We start from the raw sequence: 19,574 nt of genomic DNA, 5'->3' as shown, positions 1-19,574 counted from the left end.
ATTTTTTTTTTTCCTCCATCTCCCCCACCCCCGCACTCGTAGGCCGTCTGGGGGGGCGGCTCTTGTTAAAACGAGGGAGGGCGGCGGAGGGGTTGGGGCGGCCATCGGCGTGGGTGTAGGGGTCGGCCCCAGCTTCGCCGTGGGAACAGGCGTGGGGGGCGGCGTTGGCAAGGTTGTCAGTGAAGAAGCTTGAATCTGCTGGGGTGCAGGATCTGGCGGGAGTGGGGCAGCCGCAGGGGGGGATTCCGAGGCCGGCTGGGTCGGCTCCTCCGCTGGGTCAGGCAGAGCTGATTCTGCAGCCGCCTCAAGCGGGGCCGGCGGGGGATCCTCCAGCCACAGCGTGACCGGGATCCGCACTTCGGGTTCTCTCAGAGGTCGGGATCCCCACCCCAGCAGCCCCAACAGATGCAAAAGCAGCGAGAGCAAAGTCTCCCAGCGCAGCGGGCGGAGCTCCCGACTTTGCCTAGGCAATTCAGGGAGATCCTCCAGCGAGGTGCAGGCAACCGAGAGAGCAAGGGAGCAATAGCCCGCCAGCAGGGCCGCCCTGAGCAGCTTCTCGCCCCAGCCAATCCAGCGCAGCCCCTCAGAGCTCTGGCCCCGCGCCACCCCCCACAGGCCCAGCTCCAGCCAGGCCAGACCCACCCCGTAGGCCATGCCTGCCTGCTGCCAATACCCCATCTGCAGGCGCCACAAAAGCCGAGGGTGGGAGCCCCTCTGCAAAGAAGCGGATCCCCGGTCGGTGCGAGTGGGGGGTTTGGCGAGCATGGCTCGGGGCTATCTCGATGGGCACGTCTGGCGGGGAGTCCTAGAAGCGGCTGGAGAAGCTGAGGGCCACATGGCGCCCCGGCTGGGCCCGCCGCTCCACTTCAGGGCCAACAAAGAGGGTGCGGGTTTCGGAGTAGAGAAAATACCGCTCGTCGAAGAGGTTGAACACCCCGAAATTGAGCTGCCAGTTGTCGTCTAGGTTGTAGTAGCCCAGCAGATCCACCACCGTATAGCCACTGGGCACAAAGGGAATCTGCGGGGGAGCGTTGGGGTTGGGTCGCACCACCTCCCGCTGCGGATCCCGCGGATCCGCCACCAGCGTGGCCACCAACCTCGCCCCCCATACCTGGCTGGGATCGTCGTAGTGCAGCCCCAGCACCGCTGTCAGCGGCTCGATTGAAAGCAGGGGCTTGTTTTCTGTAAGATTGTCCCCCACCGCCCAGGCAAAGCTGCCGTTTAGGCTCCAACCGGTTAGGTCGGGGCTAAAGAAATATTGTCCTGTCGCCTCTACGCCGTAGATACGGGCGCGGCTGACGTTTTGGCTCTGGAACAGGATGACCGGCGGGGGCGGCGGGCTACCGGGGGGGCCGGGGGGTGAGGGCTCGGATCCCACCTCCCGGAATGCCTCGATAAAGTCGTTGTAGGTGTTGTAGTAGGCCGCCAAGCTGAAGCTGGCCTGCGGGTAGATCCCTCGCAAACCCACTTCAAAGCCCTGGCTGGTTTCCGGGCGCAAGTCGGGGTTGGAGAGGGTGCGATAGCGGAAAACCGGGCTGACCAGGTTGGTGAAGCCGCTGTTGATCTCGTTGTATTGGGGAGCGCGAAAGCCGGTGTTGTACTGGGCCGTGAAGGTGAGGTTGGGGTTAATCCTCCACACTAGGCCCAGCTTGGGGGAAACGGCATCGGCAAAGAGGCTGGCCGCTTCTGCCCCGCTTTTGAGGAAGGCTTCATCGGGGCTAGGGGTGAGGTTGTAGGTGTCGTAGCGGATGCCGGGGATCAGAGTCAAGTTGCCGCCGCCAAAGTCGATCTCATCCTGCACATACAGCCCAAAGCGCACGGTGTCCGAGTCGGGAAAATCTTTGGTGGGAAAGGTATCTGGGGGAATGTTTTGGGTTACTGCTCCAGTTTGCAGATTGGTCTGAAAACGGTTGCGAGGTCGCTCGTTGCGGGTGGTGGAGATCTCCATCCCATACACCAGGCGGTGGGAGAGATCCCCGGTTTGGAAGCGGCTTTGGGCCTGCAGGCTGGCTCCCAAAATGTTGCTGACCAGCTCGTTGAAGGTATCCCGCCGCACCGGTACGGGTCGGCCTTGCACCGTGAGGGTGCGCTCCTCTACACTGGGCTCGCGGGTGCGGGCGGGCTGGTAGTAGATCTGGACAGTGGCCAGCTCAAAAGCGGGATTCTCTGGGTTGGCGTAGCGATACTCCAAACTGAGGCGGCTGCGCTCGGTGTCGATGGTTTCCCTAAATAAGCTGACGGCGGGATCCAGGTTGCGCCGCGAGAACGTGGTGGTGGTGCGGCTGTTGAAGTACTCGCCGGTCAAGGTGAGGCTTTCCAAGGGGCTGAAGCGGTAAACCAGCTTGGCCAAAACGTTGTCCCCCTCCACCGTTTGCCGATCTTTGAAACTGGGATCCGCCTTGATATCCGGCTCCCTGGCGTCGCGGCGGGTGTAGATGAGCAGGGCTTCCAGGTTCCCCTGGCGGCCCGCCAAGCTGAGGGTGTTGACAAAGCCTTGGTTTTTGCTGTCGTACTGGCTGGAGAGGCCCACATGGCTGTCCCGTTCCCCCAGCAGATCCACTGGATCTAGAGTAGTGTAGGTTACCACGCCCCCCAGGGCATCGCTGCCATAGAGGGTGGAAGCAGGGCCGCGGATGATCTCCACCGTCTTCAGGGTCTCCAGCTCAAAGGTGTCCCGCCCGATGTTGAAGGGGCCAAAGGAAAACTGCTCCGGCTGCCGGATCCCGTCCACTTGGATCAGCACCCGGTTGGCGTCAAGGCCGCGGATGTTGAAGTCTTGCAGTCCATAGCGGACATTTCGCCGCACGCTCACCCCCGGCTCGTAGCGCACCAGATCCTGGATGTTCTGGATGAGCTCCCGCCGCAGGCGCTCCCGGTCGATGACGGTGATGCTGGCCGGCGAGTCGGCCAGGGTGCGCTCGGTGCGGGTGCCGGTGACTGTAACCTGCTGCAGGTTGAAGACAGGGGTGCCCTGCTGCAACACCTGCAGATCCGCTTGCAGCCGCTCCACTTCCGCCTGATCCCCCCGCCGACGGGCAGCTTCGATCTGGGCTTCTAGCTCGCGAATCTGCTCTTGGATGGTGGTGGCCCCCCGAGGGGTGGCCTGGGCCAGCAAAGGAGTCTCAGGAATCCGAGCCGCGGGTTGCGCCTGGGCCAGGGATCCCCAACTCAGCCCCAGACACAGCCCCAAACTCACTGCCTTCCAGCCCCAGCCGGTTACTCGCATAACTTCTCACTCTCCCAAAAACCACCAGAAACAAGTCAAACCTTCGCCTCAACACCCTTTCCTCCCAGCCAGAGGGGCCTTGCCGGGTCTGCGCTGCGCAAGGGGCAAAGCTGGAGCCCCACCGGCGTTGGGATCCACTCCACCTCTAGGCCAAACACCTGCCGCACCCTCTCAGCAGTCAAGGCCGCCTGCGGGGATCCCAGGGCCTGCAACTGTCCGGATCCCAGCAGAGCCACCCGCCGGCTGTAGCGAATGGCCAGGTTTAGATCGTGCAGCACGCTAACCACCGTCAGCCCCTGCTCCTGCTGCAGCCGTCGCAACAGCTCCAGCAGCTCCAGTTGGTGGCGCAGATCCAAAAACGTGGTGGGCTCGTCCAACAGCAGCACCTGCGGCTCCTGCACCAGGGCTAGCGCCAGAAAGGCCCGTTGCCGCTCGCCGCCGGAGAGCGTTTCCACCCGCCGCAGGGCCAGGGATCCCAGTCCCGTCTGCTCCAGCGCCCATTCCACCCGCTGCTGATCTGCCCGCGGCAACTGCCACGCCCACCAGGGCTGGTGAGGAGAACGCCCCAAGCTCACCAGTTGCCGCACTGTCAGCCCTGTCGGGATCCGCGGCTGCTGGGGCAAAAGGGCCAACTGCCGCGCCACCTGTTGCGGGCTGAGCTGGGTGTGCAGATCCCGACCGTCCAAAAGTACGCGCCCCGCCTGCGGAACCAACACTCGGCTGAGTAGCCGCAGCAGGGTCGATTTGCCTGAGCCATTGGGGCCGACAATGCTCAGCCAGTCCCCCGCCTGCAGGCTGAAGCTCACCTGCCGGATCACCTGATGCGAGCCATAGCCCCCGCTCAGCGCCTCGGCCTGCAAAATCGGCCGGCCCGCCCTCATTGCCCCGCCTCCCGCTGCCGCAGCAGCCAGCCGAAAAACGGCGCCCCCATCAACGCCGTGACGATCCCCACCGGCAGCTCTACAGCCCCCAGCCGGGCGAGGAGATCGGCGCCGCTTAACAGAGCCGCTCCCGCCAAGGCAGAAAGGGGCAACAGCCAGCGGTGATCCGATCCCACCCCCTGGCGCACCATGTGGGGCACCACCAACCCCACAAAGCCGATCAACCCCCCCACGCTGACGACTGCCGCCGCCAACAAAGCCGCCACCAAGCCGATGGTCACCCGCGTCCGCACCAACGGGATCCCCAAGCTCACCGCCATCTCTTCTCCTAGGCCCAGCAGGTTCAAAGCCCGTGCCTGCGCCCAGCCCAGCCCCAGCCCGACCAGGATATACACCCCGGCCACCCGCACCTCCGGCCAACCCCGCCCGCTCAGGCTGCCGATCAACCACGTCAGGGCCACCTGGACCCGCTCATCGGCCAGGAGCAACAAAGCAGAGCTGATCGCCCCAAAGAGGGCGCTGACAGCCACTCCCGCCAGGATCAGCCGTTCCACCGCCAGCCCGGAGCGGGTGCGCGCCAGCCCATACACCAACACCGTAGTCAGCACGCCGCCCACCCAAGCTGCCAAGGGCACCCAAGCCGTCCACTCCCCCCAGGTGAGCAGCGCTACGGCCGCCAGGCCCGCCCCCGCTGAGATGCCCAGCAGGTAGGGATCCGCCAGCCCATTGCCCAACATCCCCTGCAACAGGGCCCCCGCCATCCCCAAGGCTGCCCCTAGCAACTGGGCCAAAAGCGCCCGCGGCAGCCGCAACTGCCAGACAATGGTCTGCCGGATCGGATCCCCTTGCCCCCACAGGGCCTGCCACAGCTCCGAAAAAGTTATGGGAATGGATCCCAAGGCAATTGAGATCCAAAGCAGCAAGAGGATGACACCCAGTAGCAAAACCATCAAGCCGACCGGCGAGCGGATCCGCCTGGTCTGCCCCCAGCGGGTCTCCGGGTCAACTCCTGATGACAGACGCTCTTGCTTGGCCAACATCGCAAACCTCTGGACTTTTAAGAGGGGGAGATCCCCAAGACAAGACAGCCCCAGCCGGCTCGCCAGCGCACCCAGACCCACCTCGGCGCAGCCCTAACCTGCCGAGCTTCTTAGCTTGTTGAGACTTAGATTCAATAAAAACGTAGCTGTCAGAATAACAGGCTTTCTTGGCTATTGCAAGTTAGTTTTAATAAGTCTTCGACCCCCTTTGAGCCAAGGGGAGATGGATCGGCACTCCCAGCCGCCTAGGCCGGCTTGTTCCCCGAAACCAAAGTCTGCCTTCACTGAGCTGCCCAAGGAGAGGGGGAAGATCCCCAATAAAATGGCCGAAGCCGGCTAGCTTGGGTTGGACAGAGCCGTCTTGAAGTATTGGCGCTATGACTTCTTCCGCTGCCCCTGAGCCCACCTGGGATGCCCTGCAGGTGGATCCCGCCCTGCTCACCCCCATGATGCAGCACTACGTAGAGCTAAAGCGGCAATACCCCCACGCCATCCTGCTCTACCGCCTGGGGGATTTCTACGAGATGTTTTTCCAGGACGCGCAACTGGTGTCGCGGGAGCTGGAGCTGGTGCTCACCGGGCGAGAGGCGGGGGCCATCGGGCGGGTGCCCATGTGCGGGATCCCTTACCACGCCTTTGACCGCTATGCCGCCCAGTTGGTGGCCAAAGGCTATGCCCTAGCCGTCTGCGACCAGATGGAGCCGGCGGATCAAGCCAAAGGCTTGGTGCGGCGGGAAGTGACGCGGGTGATCACCCCCGGCACGGTCATCGAGGAGGAGCTGCTGCAGGCGCGGCAAAACAACTACCTGGCGGCCATTGTCCGCCTGCGAGGCTCCAAGCAAACCGCCTGGGGCCTGGCCTATGCCGACATTTCCACCGGTGAGTTCTGGGTCTGCCAGAGTGAGGGGCAAGAGCAGCTAGAACAGGAGCTGGCCCGGCTGCAGCCGGCGGAGATCCTGCTGCCCACCGAAGAGGGGCTGGGCCTGGGCCTGATGCGGCCTGGGGATCCCCAAGCCCCCCTGGGCCTACCCGGCCAGTACGCCTATACCCTGCGCCCGGCGGAGCCCTTTGAGCTAGCGGTGGCGCGGGACAACCTACTGCAGACCTATGGCCTGCGCTCCCTGGAGGGCTTGGGCTGCGAGGGGCTGCCCCTGGCCATTCGGGCGGCAGGGGGATTGCTCCACTATCTGGAAGAGACGCAAAAGAACCTGGTGCAGCCCTCTCCCCAAGGGGGCCATCCGCTCCTGCGCCCGCCCCGCACCTACCAGCTCACCGACTACCTAATATTGGATGCCCAAACCCGCCGCAACCTGGAGCTGACCCAGACCATCCGCGAGGGGGCCTTTGTCGGATCCCTGCTCTGGGTCTTGGATCACAGCCGCACCGCCATGGGCGGGCGCACCCTGCGCCGCTGGCTGCTGCAGCCTTTGCGGGATCGAGAGCAAATCCGCCTTCGCCAGGACACCATCCAGGAGCTGTTGGAAAACCCCTCCCTGCGCACCCGCCTGGGATCCCTTCTAGACTCTCTGTACGACCTGGAGCGCTTGGCCAACCGCGTCGCCTCCGGCACCGCCAACCCGCGCGAGCTGGTGGCCCTGGGCTCCTCCCTGGGCAAGCTGCCCCAACTGGCCGAGCTGGTGGCCGAAGCCCAAACTCCCCTTCTGCAGAGCCTACAGCAGGTGGATCCCGCTCTGGTTGACCTGGGCCGGCGCATCGAGCACACCCTCTTGCCCTCGCCCCCGCCCATTCTCACCGAAGGGGGGCTGATCCGGCCTGGCGTAGATCCGGAGCTGGACAGGCTGCGGCAGCAGGTGGAGCAAGACCGCCAATGGATTGCCCAGTTGGAGAAAACCGAGCGCGAGCGCACCGGCATCCCCACCCTCAAAGTCGGCTTCAACAAGGCCTTTGGCTACTACCTCAGCATCAGCCGCGCCAAGGCGCAGCAGGTGCCCAAGGAGTACATCCGCAAGCAGACGCTAACCAACGAAGAGCGCTTCATCACCCCTGAGCTTAAAGAAAAAGAGGCTCGCATCCTCACTGCCCAAACCGACATCAACCAGCGGGAGTACGAGCTGTTTGTGCAGTTGCGCCAAGAGGCGGGATCCCAAGCTGCCGCCATCCGCCAGGTGGCCCAGACCCTGGCCGCCGTCGATGCTCTGTTTGGCCTAGCCGAGGTGGCCGTGCAGCAGGGCTACACCCGCCCGGTGATCACTGCAGATCGCCGTTTAATCATCGAAGAGGGTCGCCACCCGGTGGTGGAGAAATCTTTGCCCCAGGGCCTGTTTGTCCCCAACTCGGTGCGCCTGGGATCCCCCCACGGCCCCGATCTCATCGTCCTCACTGGCCCCAACATGTCCGGCAAGTCCACCTACTTGCGCCAGATTGGGCTAATCCAGATCCTGGCCCAGATGGGCAGCTTTGTCCCGGCGCGGCGGGCGGAGCTGGGCCTGTGCGACCGCGTGTTTACCCGCATTGGCGCCGTGGATGACCTGGCCACAGGACAGTCCACCTTCATGGTGGAGATGAACGAGACGGCCAACATTCTCAACCACGCCGGCGAGCGATCCCTGGTGCTCTTGGACGAGATTGGCCGCGGCACCGCCACCTTTGACGGCCTCTCTATTGCCTGGGCCGTGGCCGAATACCTGGCCACCCAAGTGCGCGCCCGCACCATCTTTGCCACCCACTACCACGAGCTCAACCAACTGGAGACGCTGCTGCCCAACGTGGCCAACTTCCAGGTGGTGGTTAAGGAGCTGCCGGATCGCATCATCTTTTTGCACCAGGTGCAGCCGGGGGGAGCCGACCGCTCCTATGGCATCGAGGTAGGGCGCATGGCCGGCCTGCCCCAGCCGGTCATCGAGCGGGCCAAACAGGTGCTGGCTCTGGTGGAAAAACACAGCCGCATCGGCCTGGGCCTGCGCAACCAAGGGAAAAGCCGCCCTTCTTCAAACAACCCCAAAAAACAGCCCAAGCAAGAACCCCATTCCAGCGGGATCCCCGGCTGCGATGCCACAGCTGGGGATCAACTGTCCTTTTTCCCCAAAGAGCTCTAGGGCTACTCTCGACCTGGATCCCGTTCTTGCAGCCCCAAGGTAGTGGCCAGCACCTCCAGCTCCTCCCGCTGCCCCTCTACCCACAGCAGGGATCCGAGGGGCGGATCGGCCTCTTGCAACCTTAGGCGGAGCTGCTGCGGGCGGTGATTGCGCCGCCAGTAGTACCAGCCTGCCCAAGGAGAGACCAACAGCAGTGTCCAGGGCCAAACTCCCCAACCCGGCTCCAGCACCTGCAGCACCAAAGCCAGACAGGCCAGCCCCGCCCCCGCCAGCCCCGTCAAAAAAACGGCCAGTCCCACGCTAGGCTGCGCCTGACCCACAAAGGTGGCGATCCCCTCTGCATCGGCAGATTGCAAGCGATAGGCGCGCCCCTCCAGGTGCTCGCAAAGGAGGGATCCCATTTCCTCCAGGCTACGGCTGCTAGAATAGAGACGGGCTTCGAGGCGGTCTTTGCCAGAGGCTCGCAGGAAAAAGAAGAGGCCAATGGCCAGCAAGACCGTCAGCAGCAGCGTCGAAATTGTCTCTCCCTGCAGGGAAAAAGAGGTTGCTACTGCCGCGCGTGCCTGGGCGAGAGAGCCAAAGTTAACGAGCGGCGCAACTGCGATCGAGGCTCTCTCTCCTGACCAGAAAGAAGGGGAGTTGGCAAGAAAGTAGCTCATGAAATGCTAGTTTGCACGCCTGCTGGCCAGTTTAGACTACCGAGAGGGGTTGGCTGCCCCCCTCCAAAGAAAAACCAAGTTGCCACCTCTATCGCCTTGTAGCCCACCTGGGCAAGAATCCAAGGACAGTGCGCTTTTCAGCAAGGTCGGTGGCAGTTTAAGAGAAGGGGACTCTACGTCGGATCTAGTGACTCTCGCCTGGGAAGGGCAACTATAATTAAGTTATGATAAGACGATTGTGCTTTGCTGACTATTGTAACTTCCCCTCCCTAGGGTAGCTTCTTTATAGAAGGGCAGAGCTCTACAACGAGGCGTGAGGAGGGCAGTGCTTGTCTCACTTGAGCGATGATAGCGCAAAGCAACGCCTCAGGGAGACACTGAACCCAGAGATTTCCTCATGGTCCTGCCCTTTTGGTTGACCTGTTTGCCTGCTTCTGTCGCTATCCAACAACACCTTACATGTCTAACTACGAACCTGAGCTCAACGATATTTTGTTCGATGGCGATCTCCTCGATCCTGCTGAGGAAGCAGAGGTAGATCTGGCCGAGAGCGAGTTTGCAGAAGAGGAGCCAGCTCGCCGCTCCACCGATCTGGTGCGCCTTTATTTGCAGGAGATCGGTCGTGTTCCCCTTCTGGGTCGCGATGAGGAGGTGGCTCTGGCCCAAAGAGTCCAAGACTACATGAAGCTCTTGGATGTGCGCCTGCGCCTGCAGAAGGAGTTGGGACGGGATCCGACCCTCGCTGAATGGGCGGCCAGAGCCAACCAGTACCCTGAGTGGGCCAACCTCACTCCCGAAAAGCTGCAGCAGATCCAGCGAATTGGCAAGCGGGCCAAGGAGCACATGATCAAAGCCAACCTGCGCCTGGTGGTGTCGGTGGCGAAAAAATACCAAAATCGCGGCCTGGAGCTGCTGGATTTGATCCAGGAGGGCACGCTGGGCCTGGAGCGAGCGGTGGAGAAGTTTGACCCCAAGAAGGGCTATCGCTTCAGCACCTATGCCTACTGGTGGATCCGGCAGGGCATCACCCGGGCTATCGCCACCCAAAGCCGTACCATCCGCCTGCCCGTTCACATCACTGAGAAACTGAACAAGATCAAGAAAGCGCAGCGCAAGCTCTCCCAAGAAAAAGGCCGCACTCCCACCATCGAAGACATTGCCTCCGAGTTGGAGATGACTCCGCCCCAAGTACGAGAGCTGTTGGTACGGGTGCCGCGCTCGGTCTCTCTGGAAACTAAGGTGGGCAAAGACAAAGACACCGAACTGGGGGATCTGCTGGAAACCGACGACATCTCCCCCGAGGAGACGATGATGCGGGAGGCCCTGCATCGCGATCTGCAGCAGTTGCTGGCGGATCTCACCAGCCGCGAGCGGGATGTGATCCGCATGCGCTTTGGCTTGGGGGACGGGCGCACCTACTCGCTGGCGGAGATTGGCCGCGCCTTGGATCTGTCGCGGGAGCGGGTACGGCAAATCGAGGCCAAAGCCCTGCAAAAGCTGCGCCAGCCGAAGCGGCGCAACCGAGTTCGGGACTACCTCGAAGCCATCAGCTAGCCGGGCCTGCCTAGGATCTGGGTAGGGATCGCCGGCTGGCAATCTTGGGCAGGCGGGCCTGGAGCTGGACTGCCAGCCACTCCACTTCCGGGATCTGCAGATACAGGGCCCCTGCTGCAAACAAGCTGAGGCCTAGGCCGGCGGCTAGACTAGCCCCCAGGACGGCAGTAAGCAGCGGGGATCCCAGGATCTCGTGGGAGTGCAGTTGTGTCCACAGCCAATGGCTGAGGCCCCCGGCCAAGGTGGTGATCCCCAGCAAGGGCAGCAGGGCCTGTCCCATCTCCCGCCAAGGGATCCCCGGCAGGCGCTGGTGGAGGCGGATCCCTAGCCCAATCAGAGCCATCAGGTTAACGCCTGCCGTAGCTAGGGCAATGCCCGGTGCTCCAAAGGTGGGCAAAAACAGGAAGTCCAGCAGGGCGTTGAGGCCAATGGACAAGCCACTAATACGCAGCGGCGTAGCCCCATCCTCCAGGGCGTAAAAGATGCGCACCAGCACATCCCGCAGCAAGTAAAAACTTATCCCCAGACCATAGGCCCTCAGCAGGGCCGCCACCTCCTGGGTCACCTCCGGCGTAAAGCGCCCCCGCTGGTAGGCTATCTGGACGATGGGTTCAGCCAGGGCCACCAACAGCATCGCAAGGGGCAGGGTGAGGATGGCCGTAACCATCAGCCCTTGGCGGATGCGTTGGCGCAACTCCAACCAGCGGGATCCATCCCCTGCCAACTGGGCGTAGAGGGGCATCAGGGGCACCAGCACCATGTTGGAGAGGATCCCCAGGGGAGTTTGCACTAGGAGCTGGGCGTAGCCCAAGTTGCCAATGGTGCGATCCCCAGGCACGAAGGAGGCAAAAAAGAGATCCACGTAGACATTGATGTGGATCATGCCGGAGGAGACTACTGCCGGCAGCAGCAGCAGGCCCACCGCCCGCACCGGCGGGGATCCCCAGTCAAAGCGCAGCCGCAGCCGCCCCAGCCCCAGCCGCATCTGCAGAGGCACCTGCGCCAGCCACTGGGCAATGGCGCCGATGAGCACACCCCAGGCTAGTAAAGTGGGGATCCCTGTCCACCCCAACGTGACCAGGATCCCGATGACGGCCAGGCTGGAGATGAGGGGGCTGAGGGCGGGCAAGAGGTAGTGCTCGGCTGCATTGAGTGCCCCAAAGCCAATGCCAATCCAGCCCGAGAGCAGGGCCAGCGGCGCCATGATCCGCAGTTGCTGGGCGGCGAGGACATGCACTTCGGGGCTGGCCCCTGGGGCACTCAGGTGTACCACCCAGTCGGCTCCCCACCAGAGGCCCAAGGTCACCGCCAAAAGCAAGCAGCCCACCAGGGTAGAGATGGACTCTAGCCAGCGGGCTGGATCCTCTCTTCCCGGCTGCTGCTTTTTGAGCACGCTGACGATAGCGCTGTGGAAAGGTCCGTTGATCCCGCCCAGCAAGATCAACAAAAAACCAGGCAGGACGTAGGCTATGCTAAAGGCGCTGTACTCTGGCCCTGAGCCGTAGACTGCAGCAATTAAGGCCTGCCGGACAAACCCCATGCCCTTGCTAAGCAGCGTGGCCCCTGCCACCAGTCCTGCCACTGAGAGCAAGGAACGGGGTGGAGAAGACGCGGCGGAGCCCCCTGGGATCCCTTCCCGCCTGGCAGACTCCTCCATGTCCCTAGCTCCCCACCGCCGCTTTGGCAATGGACAACTGTCGGGATGCCCCAATCGGTTCCTTCGCAGGATTCACCCACAAGCTCACAGCTGCTACCCCCTCGCTTCGGCATAGGGCAGCACTATTATCCCGAATTCTCCGAACCTCGAGAGGGAGGGCGGGGACTTTCGTTAGTCAAGATAGAGCTCAGGCCAGCAGTTGTCGCTCCTGCTCCAGTTGCTGCAACAAATGCTCATCTCCGCGGGCCTGGGCAGAGCGGATGCGCTCCTGCAGCCGGCTCAGCAGATGCTGCCGATGGGTTTCTTTGACTAGGGTCATAAAGTCCTTGCGCAGGGAGATAACCTCGCTCGCTGCCTTCACCTCCGGATTGAGGACAAGGCCTCGATACGTCAAGACAAAAGACTGCGGCAGCGCCATAGCCGCCAATTGAGCTGGCCAGCTCCACGCCAAGCCCCGGTACTGCGCTGGCACCTCCTGCCGCTGGCAGGTTGCGGAGACAGAAGGGACAAAGGGGTGGGCAATGCCTCGGTAGGTCAGTTGCATAGGAAGACTCCCCCACATGAACTGCGGCGAAATAAAGGGACGCCCCTGCACCGGCCTCTCAGAAGCCGCTAGACAACAGCTCCTGCTTCCTGGATGCGGCTCAGAGGGTAAAACCCAACTTTATTCTGTATCAGCTTTAACAAAATAAGCCCTTAGGTGTCAACTTTAGGTCGAGGTCGCCTTCCCAGCTCTACCTCTCCCTGCCCAGAGGGTTAGAGCAGCTCGTCGATTAGCCATAGCACCTGCTGTAGGTCAGTGCTAGCCTCTTTCCCACATCTAAGGTTTATCTCCACCAACTGCTTGAGGGCGAGCAGCTTGATGTTGGCCTCGACCGCTGCCGCTGCCATGGCTTGGGCCGCTGGCAGGTAGCCACTAGCCCCCAAATCGAGAAGGGCAGCCCGCCGCAGATGAATGTTGGGGTGATCCAACGCCGACAGTAGCGGCTGGACAAAAGTGGGATCCCCTGTCAGGCGGTAACAGGCCCGCGCTGCCGCCCATTGCAGGCGCATCGAGGGGTGCTCCAGATAGGGGCGGATCTGCCCCAGGGCGGCAGCCACCTGCAGATGTCCAAGAGCCTCAATCAAAGCCTCCAAGGCGGCAGGCGCTTCTGTCTGCAAACCTTGCTCTACCCAGCGCAGCCCTTCGAGCAAAGCGGCTCCCAGCTCTCCAGCTTGCCTGGGATCCTGGTCAAGGTTATTGGCCAGGGCAATCTCCACCAGCGCCTGGGCGGCTGCCGCCACCACTTGGCCATCGGAGCAGCGCAAAGCCTCTTTCAGGGCCGGGATCCCAGCAGGGGAGGCCACCTTACCCAGGGCACGGGCGGCGTTGCGCCGCAGCGGATATCCCCCCTGCGTGGTGCGATCCGTCTCATCGGCCAAGGCTTCGATCAGGGCCGGGATCCCTTCCACAACCCGCATGCGCCCCAGCCACCACGCCGCATAGTAGCGCTCCCCCACATCCCCGTGGCGCAGCTTGGCGATCTGGCCGGCTGGGGTGAGATCGGCGGCTGGAGGGGGATCTGGAGGAACAGCCGTGGTCATAGCCTCAACAGGCCAGAGCGCCTCCAGAGGCCTCAAGCGCTGCGGACGCTGACGATCTTGGCGCCCGACTTGAGCAGCCGCTGCATCGTCGCCGAGAGCTGATCGGCAGAAACGAAGATCTGCTGGTTGGATTTGCGCACCCGGCTGGAGGTGGCCAGGGCCGAGGGCGGGTTAAGCAGCCGCGTCACCTCAATGCAAAACATGCGGTCGGACTGGCCCGTTGGCGGCCCCAAGTGTTTGGTAATGGGGCTGGGGGGCAGCAGCCCCCGCACCCCGATGCGGCGGATGGCCGGAGTAAAGCCGGTGGCCAGGGGCATCATCAAGCGCGGCCTGCGCCCCTGGGAACGGTCGTTGTTGGCGTAGCCTCCGTAGAGGGCAAAGAGGTTGGTGAAGTCGCGGGTGGTATGAGCCTTGCGGTATTCAAACCCGCGCGGATAGGGGACGATGTTGTCGCCAAACGCTTCCAGGTATTCTGGGCTATCGATATAGGAGTCGATCTCCGCGCTGTGGCCCCCCGTGTGGTAAATGTCCAGGTGTCGGGCAATATCCTTGGGGCTGGTGGGAGCCCGCCCCAGCAGGTGCTTGAAGTTGAGCTCGATGGCGCGGGTCTGGGAGTTAGGGTACAAAAACCGCCTCTTATAGGCTTCGGACTTGGCGATTAAGCGCACAAACTCCCGCACCGTCAGGCTACCTTGGCGTAGCAACGATTCTGCACTGGCCAGCTCCTTCCTGTCTGCCCCAAACAGGTGATCGTTGCCCAGCACCTGGCGATAGATGGCCCGCAGGATCGCATTGAGCTGATCCTGGCTGGCATTAGGGCGCAATTCCAAGGGAGTCGTCTCTGTAATGCCCCGGATCCCCATTCGGCTTGCCGCTGTGATTCCACTCATGCTAATTCCTCATGATGAAACTGGCTGGATTAACTTTGAAAAAAGCTTGAAAAGGCTGCTTTGGCTCACCTCTCAACTCAACAACCCTCAGCAGCACAAATATGGGGTTGAAGCAAGAGCAACAGTGGCGCTTTCCCCTCTGGGAGAGAGATCCTTAGACCCAACCGGCCAAAGGGATCCCTTTCTCGCCACCGTTGCCCCTGATAACCTTTCTTCGCCATCCCCCTCAAGCGCCGGGCTGGCCACCTTTTTGGGGGATCCCAAGCTGCAGAACCTAGCTGAGCGCGTTGATGGCGTAGTCGATGTAGGTGTTGGCTTCGGTGGCCGCTTGCCCTGTCAGGCCATGGTTGGCTTTGATGTAGCGTAGCGCTTCGATAAACCAACTGGGGGAGAGTTCAAAAGCGGCGTTGATCTCGCGGATCCCGGCCAACTGGTACTCATCCAGCGGGCCAGTGCCACCGGCTACCAAGCAGTAGGTGATGTAGCGCAGGTAGTGGCGCACGTCACGGGCGCACTTGTCTTTGCCCGCTTGGGTGTGGCATTGTCCGCCGGGCTGAGTGGTATAGGGGAACTTGGCATAGACGGCCTCGGTGGCGCCGCGCACCAGCTCTTCGGCACGGCTGCTCAGGACTCGGGCAGCTTCCATGCTGGCGGCAGCCCGCTGAAAACGGCCGTTGATGGCCTGCAACTCGCTGTTGCTCAGATAGCGCCCCTGGCTATCGGCGGTGGCAATGGCATCGACAATAGGGGTTTGCATGATTCAAAACGCTCCTTTACTTAAGCTCAACGCAAAAATCAGGGCAACCAACACTGCAAAAGAGGCTCAGTTGCAAAATGACTGCAAAAAAGGTCGCTTTTTCAGGGATCCCAGGCCAACCCGAGTTGAACTCCGCGGCGGCCTTCACCAGAGGATCCGGGTGTTTCAGATGAAGCAATGGAGATTCCGGCCTATCAGACCACCGCAGCAGCAGCGCGATCGAAGTAAGACTCGATTTCGGCAATCAAAGCGCTGCAATCACCCCGGGTGATGCCGTTGGGATCGTTCACCACCGCCACCGCAGCTTTTTTCATTTTTTGAATGCCGTTGGCCACAGAGCTACCAGGGGTGCCCAGCGCCTGATAGGTTTCCCGCAAGCCGTTCAAGCAGCGCTCGTCCAGCACGCTGGGGTCAGCGGCTGCCACAGCATAGGTGATGTAGCGGAGAATGATATCCATATCCCGCATACAGGCGGCCACATTGCGGCTGGGGTAGGCAGGGCCGCCGGGAGCGTTCAAATTGGGCTCCTCGGCAAACAACTGACGGATGGCATCGGTCACGATTTTAGAAGCGTTGCTGGTGAGGCGGTTCACGGCATCCAAGCGCTTGTTCCCCTCCGCAATCACCTGCTGCAGAGCCGCAAACTCGTTTTCTCCCAAGAAAGCACCTTTGGAGTCAGCTTGCGCAACAACTTTGCCAAATACATCGTTCATGGCTTTAAATCTCCTAGCGAAAGCAAAAGAGGTTATGAATCAGCACTCCCTGCTGCGGAAGTGAGAGCTCCCGCCAGCCAGGAAGGCAGCAATGCCCCGATCCCCGATGCCGACCGGCGCTGTTGGCACAGCCCTTTGTCCCAACAGACCTGCCGACGGGATCAAAGCCCGTAGAAACAAGATGGGCAAGCTAATCCCCGACCCGCCTCCAGTCAAACGGCTCCACCGGCGAAGCCGCTTGCCAACACATGCCGAGGGATCCCGCTTGTAAAGATCCTCCCCTGCTGACAACCTGAACTGGACAGATGAGGAAAAGCTGGCTCGCCTTGTTTCCAGTCTTTTTCTATCGCGAGGACGGGAAGCGATTGAATCAAAAAATGTAAAGGGGCTTTACCTGCCGCAAAAAGTCTCGGATCCTCATCCAGACCGGCAATCTCAGTCTTTTCGCTCCACCCTTCAGGGCCTTAATTTTTACAGAAAAGAACATTACTTCATACAGCTTTACGAGATACATAGTAATGTCAACCGCGATTGTGGCTTTGAGATCCAGGACAGGCCCGCTTCTGTATCCATGCAAACCTTTTCATAAAAGATACATAATTTAACATTTACGGAGCTTCCTCGGCAGAGCAGAGGTTGGGGAAAATCTGAGCAGGTTGTCGTTGACCGCCTGGGATTTTCGGTATAAGTCCCTACGGAATTCCTGGATGCGTGGTTATGTCGAACTGGTCGGAGTCCACCTCTTCCCCCGAGCTGTTGCAGATGGCGCGTTGGCTGGCGGGAGACTTCAGCAACCAAGAGCAAGCCTGGGAGAACCCACCTTTTTTTGCCTCGATCCGGGTGGCCTATCGTCCCTTGCCAACTGCTGTGCTGGGGGGGATTGGCTTCTATGTGGAACAGGCCTACAGCGGCCATTTGGAGGAGCCCTATCGTCAGGCAGTGGTGGAACTCACCCAAGTAGGGGACGGGATCGTGATTCGCAACTACCGTCCTCTGCAGCCGCAGCGGTGGCGGGGGTGTGCTCGCGAGAAAGCGGAGCAACTTAGCCAACTGAGCGCTGCCGATCTGGCCTACCTGCCGGGGTGTGATGTGCAGGTGAAGAGGCAGGGATCCCTCTTTGTCGGCGTGACAGAGCCGGGTTGCCGCTGTTGTGTGGTGCGCAACGGCCAAACCACCTATTTGCAGACCACCTTGCACCTGAGCGAGAGCGAGTTTTGCAGCCACGATCGCGGCATAGATCCGGTTACCCACCGCCAGGTGTGGGGAGCTTTGGCCGGCCCTTTTCGCTTTCGCAAGGTTGTCGATTGGCAGGTGGAGCTGCTGCAGTAGGTGGGAAGAGGATCCCTGGCCAATCTCGGCGCCGTGGGCGAAAGATGATACTTTTGGAGGAAGCAACTGCGGCCCGCCACCTGTCCGAACAGGGATCCTTTCTGCTGGCTGCTCGGCAACGCTGACGCGAATGTGCGAATGAACTATCCCCATGCAAGACGAACAAGACACGCTTCGCCAACAGCTTCTCGCCCTCCAAGATGAGGCGCTTGCCCAGGTGGCGCAGGCTGCCGATCTGGAGGCCTTGGAGCAGATCCGCATCGACTATCTGGGCAAAAAGGGGAAGCTCTCGAAGATCTTGGGGGGCATGGGGAAGCTGCCCCCGGAAGAACGGCCTGCCATTGGCGCTTTGGCCAACACCTTCAAAGAGGCCCTACAATCCAGCCTGGATGAGCGCAAACGGGCCTTGGCCGAAGCCCAGCTCCAGGCCCGCCTGGAGGCGGAGCGGCTGGATGTCACCATGCCGGGGCCGCGCCGGCCCTTGGGGCGGATCCACCCTTTGCAGGCCACCATCGACCGCATGCTCGATATCTTTGTGGGGATGGGCTACACGGTGGTTCATGGCCCGGAGATCGAGACAGAGTACTACAACTTCGAGGCCCTCAACACCCCCGCTGACCACCCGGCGCGGGACATGCAGGATACCCTCTACCTAGAAAAGGGTTATCTGATGCGCACCCAAACCTCTTCGGTCCAGGTGCGGTATATGGAGCAACACCAGCCGCCCCTGCGCATTGTGCATGCCGGGCGAGTGATGCGCCGCGATACCGTCGATGCCACCCACTCTGCCGTGTTTCACCAGATGGAAATTTTGGCGGTGGGCGAGAACCTCACCTTTTGCGACCTGAAGGGCACCCTCAAAGAGTTTGTCACTCGCTTGTTGGGCCAGCGAGAAACCCGCTTCCGGCCCAGCTATTTCCCTTTCACGGAGCCTTCTGCCGAGATGGATGTGCGTTTTGGCTCCAAGTGGCTGGAAATTTTTGGCTGTGGCATGGTGGATCCCAATGTGTTTCAGGCGGTCGGCTATGACCCGGAGCGCTACACCGGCTTTGCAGCAGGGATCGGCGTCGAGCGGGTGGCCATGCTTCTACACGGCATTCAAGATATCCGCCTGTTCTACAGCAGCGACCTGCGCTTTTTGTCGCAATTTTAGGTCAGGAAAAGGTGCGTTTGTAAACCAACTGCAGGTGCTCCAGCTCGTCTTTGCGATTGGCACGGCGCAAAAGGCGCATTTGTTCTTCGAGAACTTGGCGGGCTTCATTGCGGCTAATCGGGTCAAAAACCAATTCTTCCAGAGCAGATGGATCGGCGTTGTGATCGGGGGGCTTGAAGTAAACCCGAAAAAACAGCCTTTGGGCATAAAGGGTGGTGAAGATGGCCTGACTTTCGTCAACCCGACACAGGCTGTAGAGCAAACCAAATGTAGGGTGATTCAGATACAGCTCATTCATGACCAATAGCGTATCACTCTTGGTGGAGAAGAGGGGCTTTCCTTCTCGTTCGCTGGCCGAGAAAGTTGCTGAAATGATTTTGCTCCGGCTCTTGAGACCAAGAGCGCAAATCAGAGGTTCCACCCAGCCTGATTTTGGCTTTTGCGACTGGATTCAAGATTAACAAAGCTTTTAGACACAGGTCGGGCTGCTATCGCCGCTGCTGTTCCTGCGCCTTTTTCTTCATGTCATCCAATTCCTTATCTACCGCTAGTCGCATCTCCAGCCGACGAAATTCTTCCTCCAATTTATCCTCTTCAAACAGGCTGCCCCAGCGGTTGAACTGCGGATCCGGCTCGCCAGCCTTCTGGGCTTGGGCGGCTTTGACTTCTTGCAGCTTGGTTTTCACCTCTTGGCGGCGCTGGGCAATTTGCGGTAGCAGAGCTTCCAGTTGCTGGATTTTCTCCTCCAGAGCCTTGCCTTGGCCAAACACCCGACTCCCTTTCTCCAAAAGCTCGGCTTCCCGTCGGCGTGCCCCTTCGGCCAGATCGGGGCGATTGGCCCGCTCGGCCTTCTCGATGCGAAAGTGCCAGGTCTTGATCTCCTCGCCCAACTCGGAGAGAGCTTCGCTGAGGGCCTGCTTCTGAGCGCGGCTTTCCTGCAACAGCCGCAGAGTATCCGCTTCCTGCTGGCGCAACTGCTCATCAAGAGCCTGCAGCTCGATCTCGGGGTGGGCCCTAAGAAATTCCTCCAGGCGGGTTTCCAAAAATCGGATGATATCTTCGATGAATTTCATGG

16 protein-coding genes and 1 pseudogene are annotated in these 19,574 nt (G+C 61.2%); 4 read left to right on the top strand and 13 right to left on the bottom strand.

Annotation, left to right across the window (positions count from 1 at the left end; all coding sequences use genetic code 11):
- The 4 genes and pseudogenes from NW852_RS03515 to NW852_RS03500 form a co-directional block, all read right to left on the bottom strand.
- Positions 1–765: pseudogene (locus NW852_RS03515) on the bottom strand (energy transducer TonB); the annotation flags it as partial.
- Positions 766–805: 40 nt separating this feature from the next.
- Positions 806–3,226 carry a TonB-dependent hemoglobin/transferrin/lactoferrin family receptor gene (locus NW852_RS03510; RefSeq protein WP_414426474.1) on the bottom strand — a complete coding sequence of 807 codons (2,421 nt, stop codon included), beginning with the start codon at positions 3,224–3,226 and terminating at the stop codon, positions 806–808.
- Between the two features lie 35 nt (positions 3,227–3,261).
- Entirely contained in the window at positions 3,262–4,107 is an 846-nt protein-coding gene (locus tag NW852_RS03505) for an ABC transporter ATP-binding protein (protein WP_414348831.1), read from the bottom strand.
- A complete protein-coding gene (locus NW852_RS03500; protein WP_414371076.1) occupies positions 4,104–5,147 on the bottom strand; it encodes a FecCD family ABC transporter permease in 1,044 nt (347 codons plus the stop codon). Before NW852_RS03500 ends, NW852_RS03505 begins: the two co-directional genes overlap by 4 nt.
- Positions 5,148–5,524: 377 nt before the next feature.
- Between NW852_RS03500 and mutS the strand changes: the two genes are divergently transcribed.
- Positions 5,525–8,203, top strand: coding sequence for a DNA mismatch repair protein MutS (gene mutS, locus NW852_RS03495; protein WP_414426473.1), 2,679 nt, complete (start codon positions 5,525–5,527; stop codon positions 8,201–8,203).
- A 2-nt stretch (positions 8,204–8,205) separates the two neighbouring features.
- On the opposite strand, the gene NW852_RS03490 is transcribed toward mutS, so the two are convergent.
- Positions 8,206–8,862: a cofactor assembly of complex C subunit B gene (locus tag NW852_RS03490; RefSeq protein WP_414426472.1), complete on the bottom strand. Its 657-nt coding sequence runs from the start codon at positions 8,860–8,862 to the stop codon at positions 8,206–8,208.
- Between the two features lie 459 nt (positions 8,863–9,321).
- Here NW852_RS03490 and sigC point away from each other — a divergent pair, with 459 nt between their 5' ends.
- Positions 9,322–10,416 (top strand): RNA polymerase sigma factor SigC, encoded by a 1,095-nt coding sequence (gene sigC, locus NW852_RS03485; RefSeq protein WP_414363909.1) that lies wholly within the window; start codon positions 9,322–9,324, stop codon positions 10,414–10,416.
- A 10-nt stretch (positions 10,417–10,426) separates the two neighbouring features.
- On the opposite strand, the gene murJ is transcribed toward sigC, so the two are convergent.
- The 6 genes from murJ to NW852_RS03455 all read right to left on the bottom strand — a co-directional run bounded on the left by murJ (position 10,427) and on the right by NW852_RS03455 (position 16,017).
- The gene (gene murJ, locus NW852_RS03480) at positions 10,427–12,073 is read right to left on the bottom strand and encodes a murein biosynthesis integral membrane protein MurJ (protein ID WP_414426471.1); all 1,647 of its coding nucleotides are present in this window, start codon (positions 12,071–12,073) and stop codon (positions 10,427–10,429) included.
- Positions 12,074–12,260: 187 nt separating this feature from the next.
- On the bottom strand, positions 12,261–12,617 hold the full coding sequence (locus NW852_RS03475; protein ID WP_414363907.1) for a DUF4278 domain-containing protein: 357 nt from the start codon (positions 12,615–12,617) through the stop codon (positions 12,261–12,263).
- Between the two features lie 212 nt (positions 12,618–12,829).
- Complete coding sequence (locus tag NW852_RS03470) at positions 12,830–13,657, bottom strand: HEAT repeat domain-containing protein (protein WP_414371083.1); 828 nt, start codon at positions 13,655–13,657, stop codon at positions 12,830–12,832.
- A gap of 32 nt (positions 13,658–13,689) precedes the next feature.
- Entirely contained in the window at positions 13,690–14,547 is an 858-nt protein-coding gene (locus NW852_RS03465; protein WP_414363905.1) for a phycobilisome rod-core linker polypeptide, read from the bottom strand.
- A 274-nt stretch (positions 14,548–14,821) separates the two neighbouring features.
- Complete coding sequence (locus NW852_RS03460) at positions 14,822–15,304, bottom strand: phycocyanin subunit alpha (protein ID WP_011430856.1); 483 nt, start codon at positions 15,302–15,304, stop codon at positions 14,822–14,824.
- A 194-nt stretch (positions 15,305–15,498) separates the two neighbouring features.
- Positions 15,499–16,017 carry a phycocyanin subunit beta gene (locus NW852_RS03455; RefSeq protein WP_414363904.1) on the bottom strand — a complete coding sequence of 173 codons (519 nt, stop codon included), beginning with the start codon at positions 16,015–16,017 and terminating at the stop codon, positions 15,499–15,501.
- 717 nt (positions 16,018–16,734) lie between these two features.
- On the opposite strand from NW852_RS03455, the gene NW852_RS03450 reads away from it, so the two are divergent.
- Entirely contained in the window at positions 16,735–17,346 is a 612-nt protein-coding gene (locus tag NW852_RS03450) for a chromophore lyase CpcT/CpeT (RefSeq protein WP_414363903.1), read from the top strand.
- 151 nt (positions 17,347–17,497) lie between these two features.
- Entirely contained in the window at positions 17,498–18,499 is a 1,002-nt protein-coding gene (gene pheS, locus NW852_RS03445) for a phenylalanine--tRNA ligase subunit alpha (RefSeq protein WP_414363902.1), read from the top strand.
- Between the two features lies 1 nt (position 18,500).
- Here pheS and NW852_RS03440 read toward each other — a convergent pair whose 3' ends face one another.
- Together NW852_RS03440 and NW852_RS03435 are read right to left on the bottom strand one after the other, a co-directional pair.
- The gene (locus tag NW852_RS03440; protein ID WP_414363901.1) at positions 18,501–18,797 is read right to left on the bottom strand and encodes a PipX family protein; all 297 of its coding nucleotides are present in this window, start codon (positions 18,795–18,797) and stop codon (positions 18,501–18,503) included.
- Between the two features lie 190 nt (positions 18,798–18,987).
- Positions 18,988–19,572 (bottom strand): TIGR04376 family protein, encoded by a 585-nt coding sequence (locus tag NW852_RS03435; protein WP_414363900.1) that lies wholly within the window; start codon positions 19,570–19,572, stop codon positions 18,988–18,990.
- Positions 19,573–19,574 lie beyond the last annotated feature (2 nt).

Origin of the sequence: Synechococcus sp. H60.1 (assembly GCF_047462335.1) — a bacterium.
Lineage (GTDB): Bacteria > Cyanobacteriota > Cyanobacteriia > Thermostichales > Thermostichaceae > Thermostichus.
Note: the sequence above shows the minus strand (reverse complement) of the source record. Positions and strands in the feature narration are given on the sequence as shown.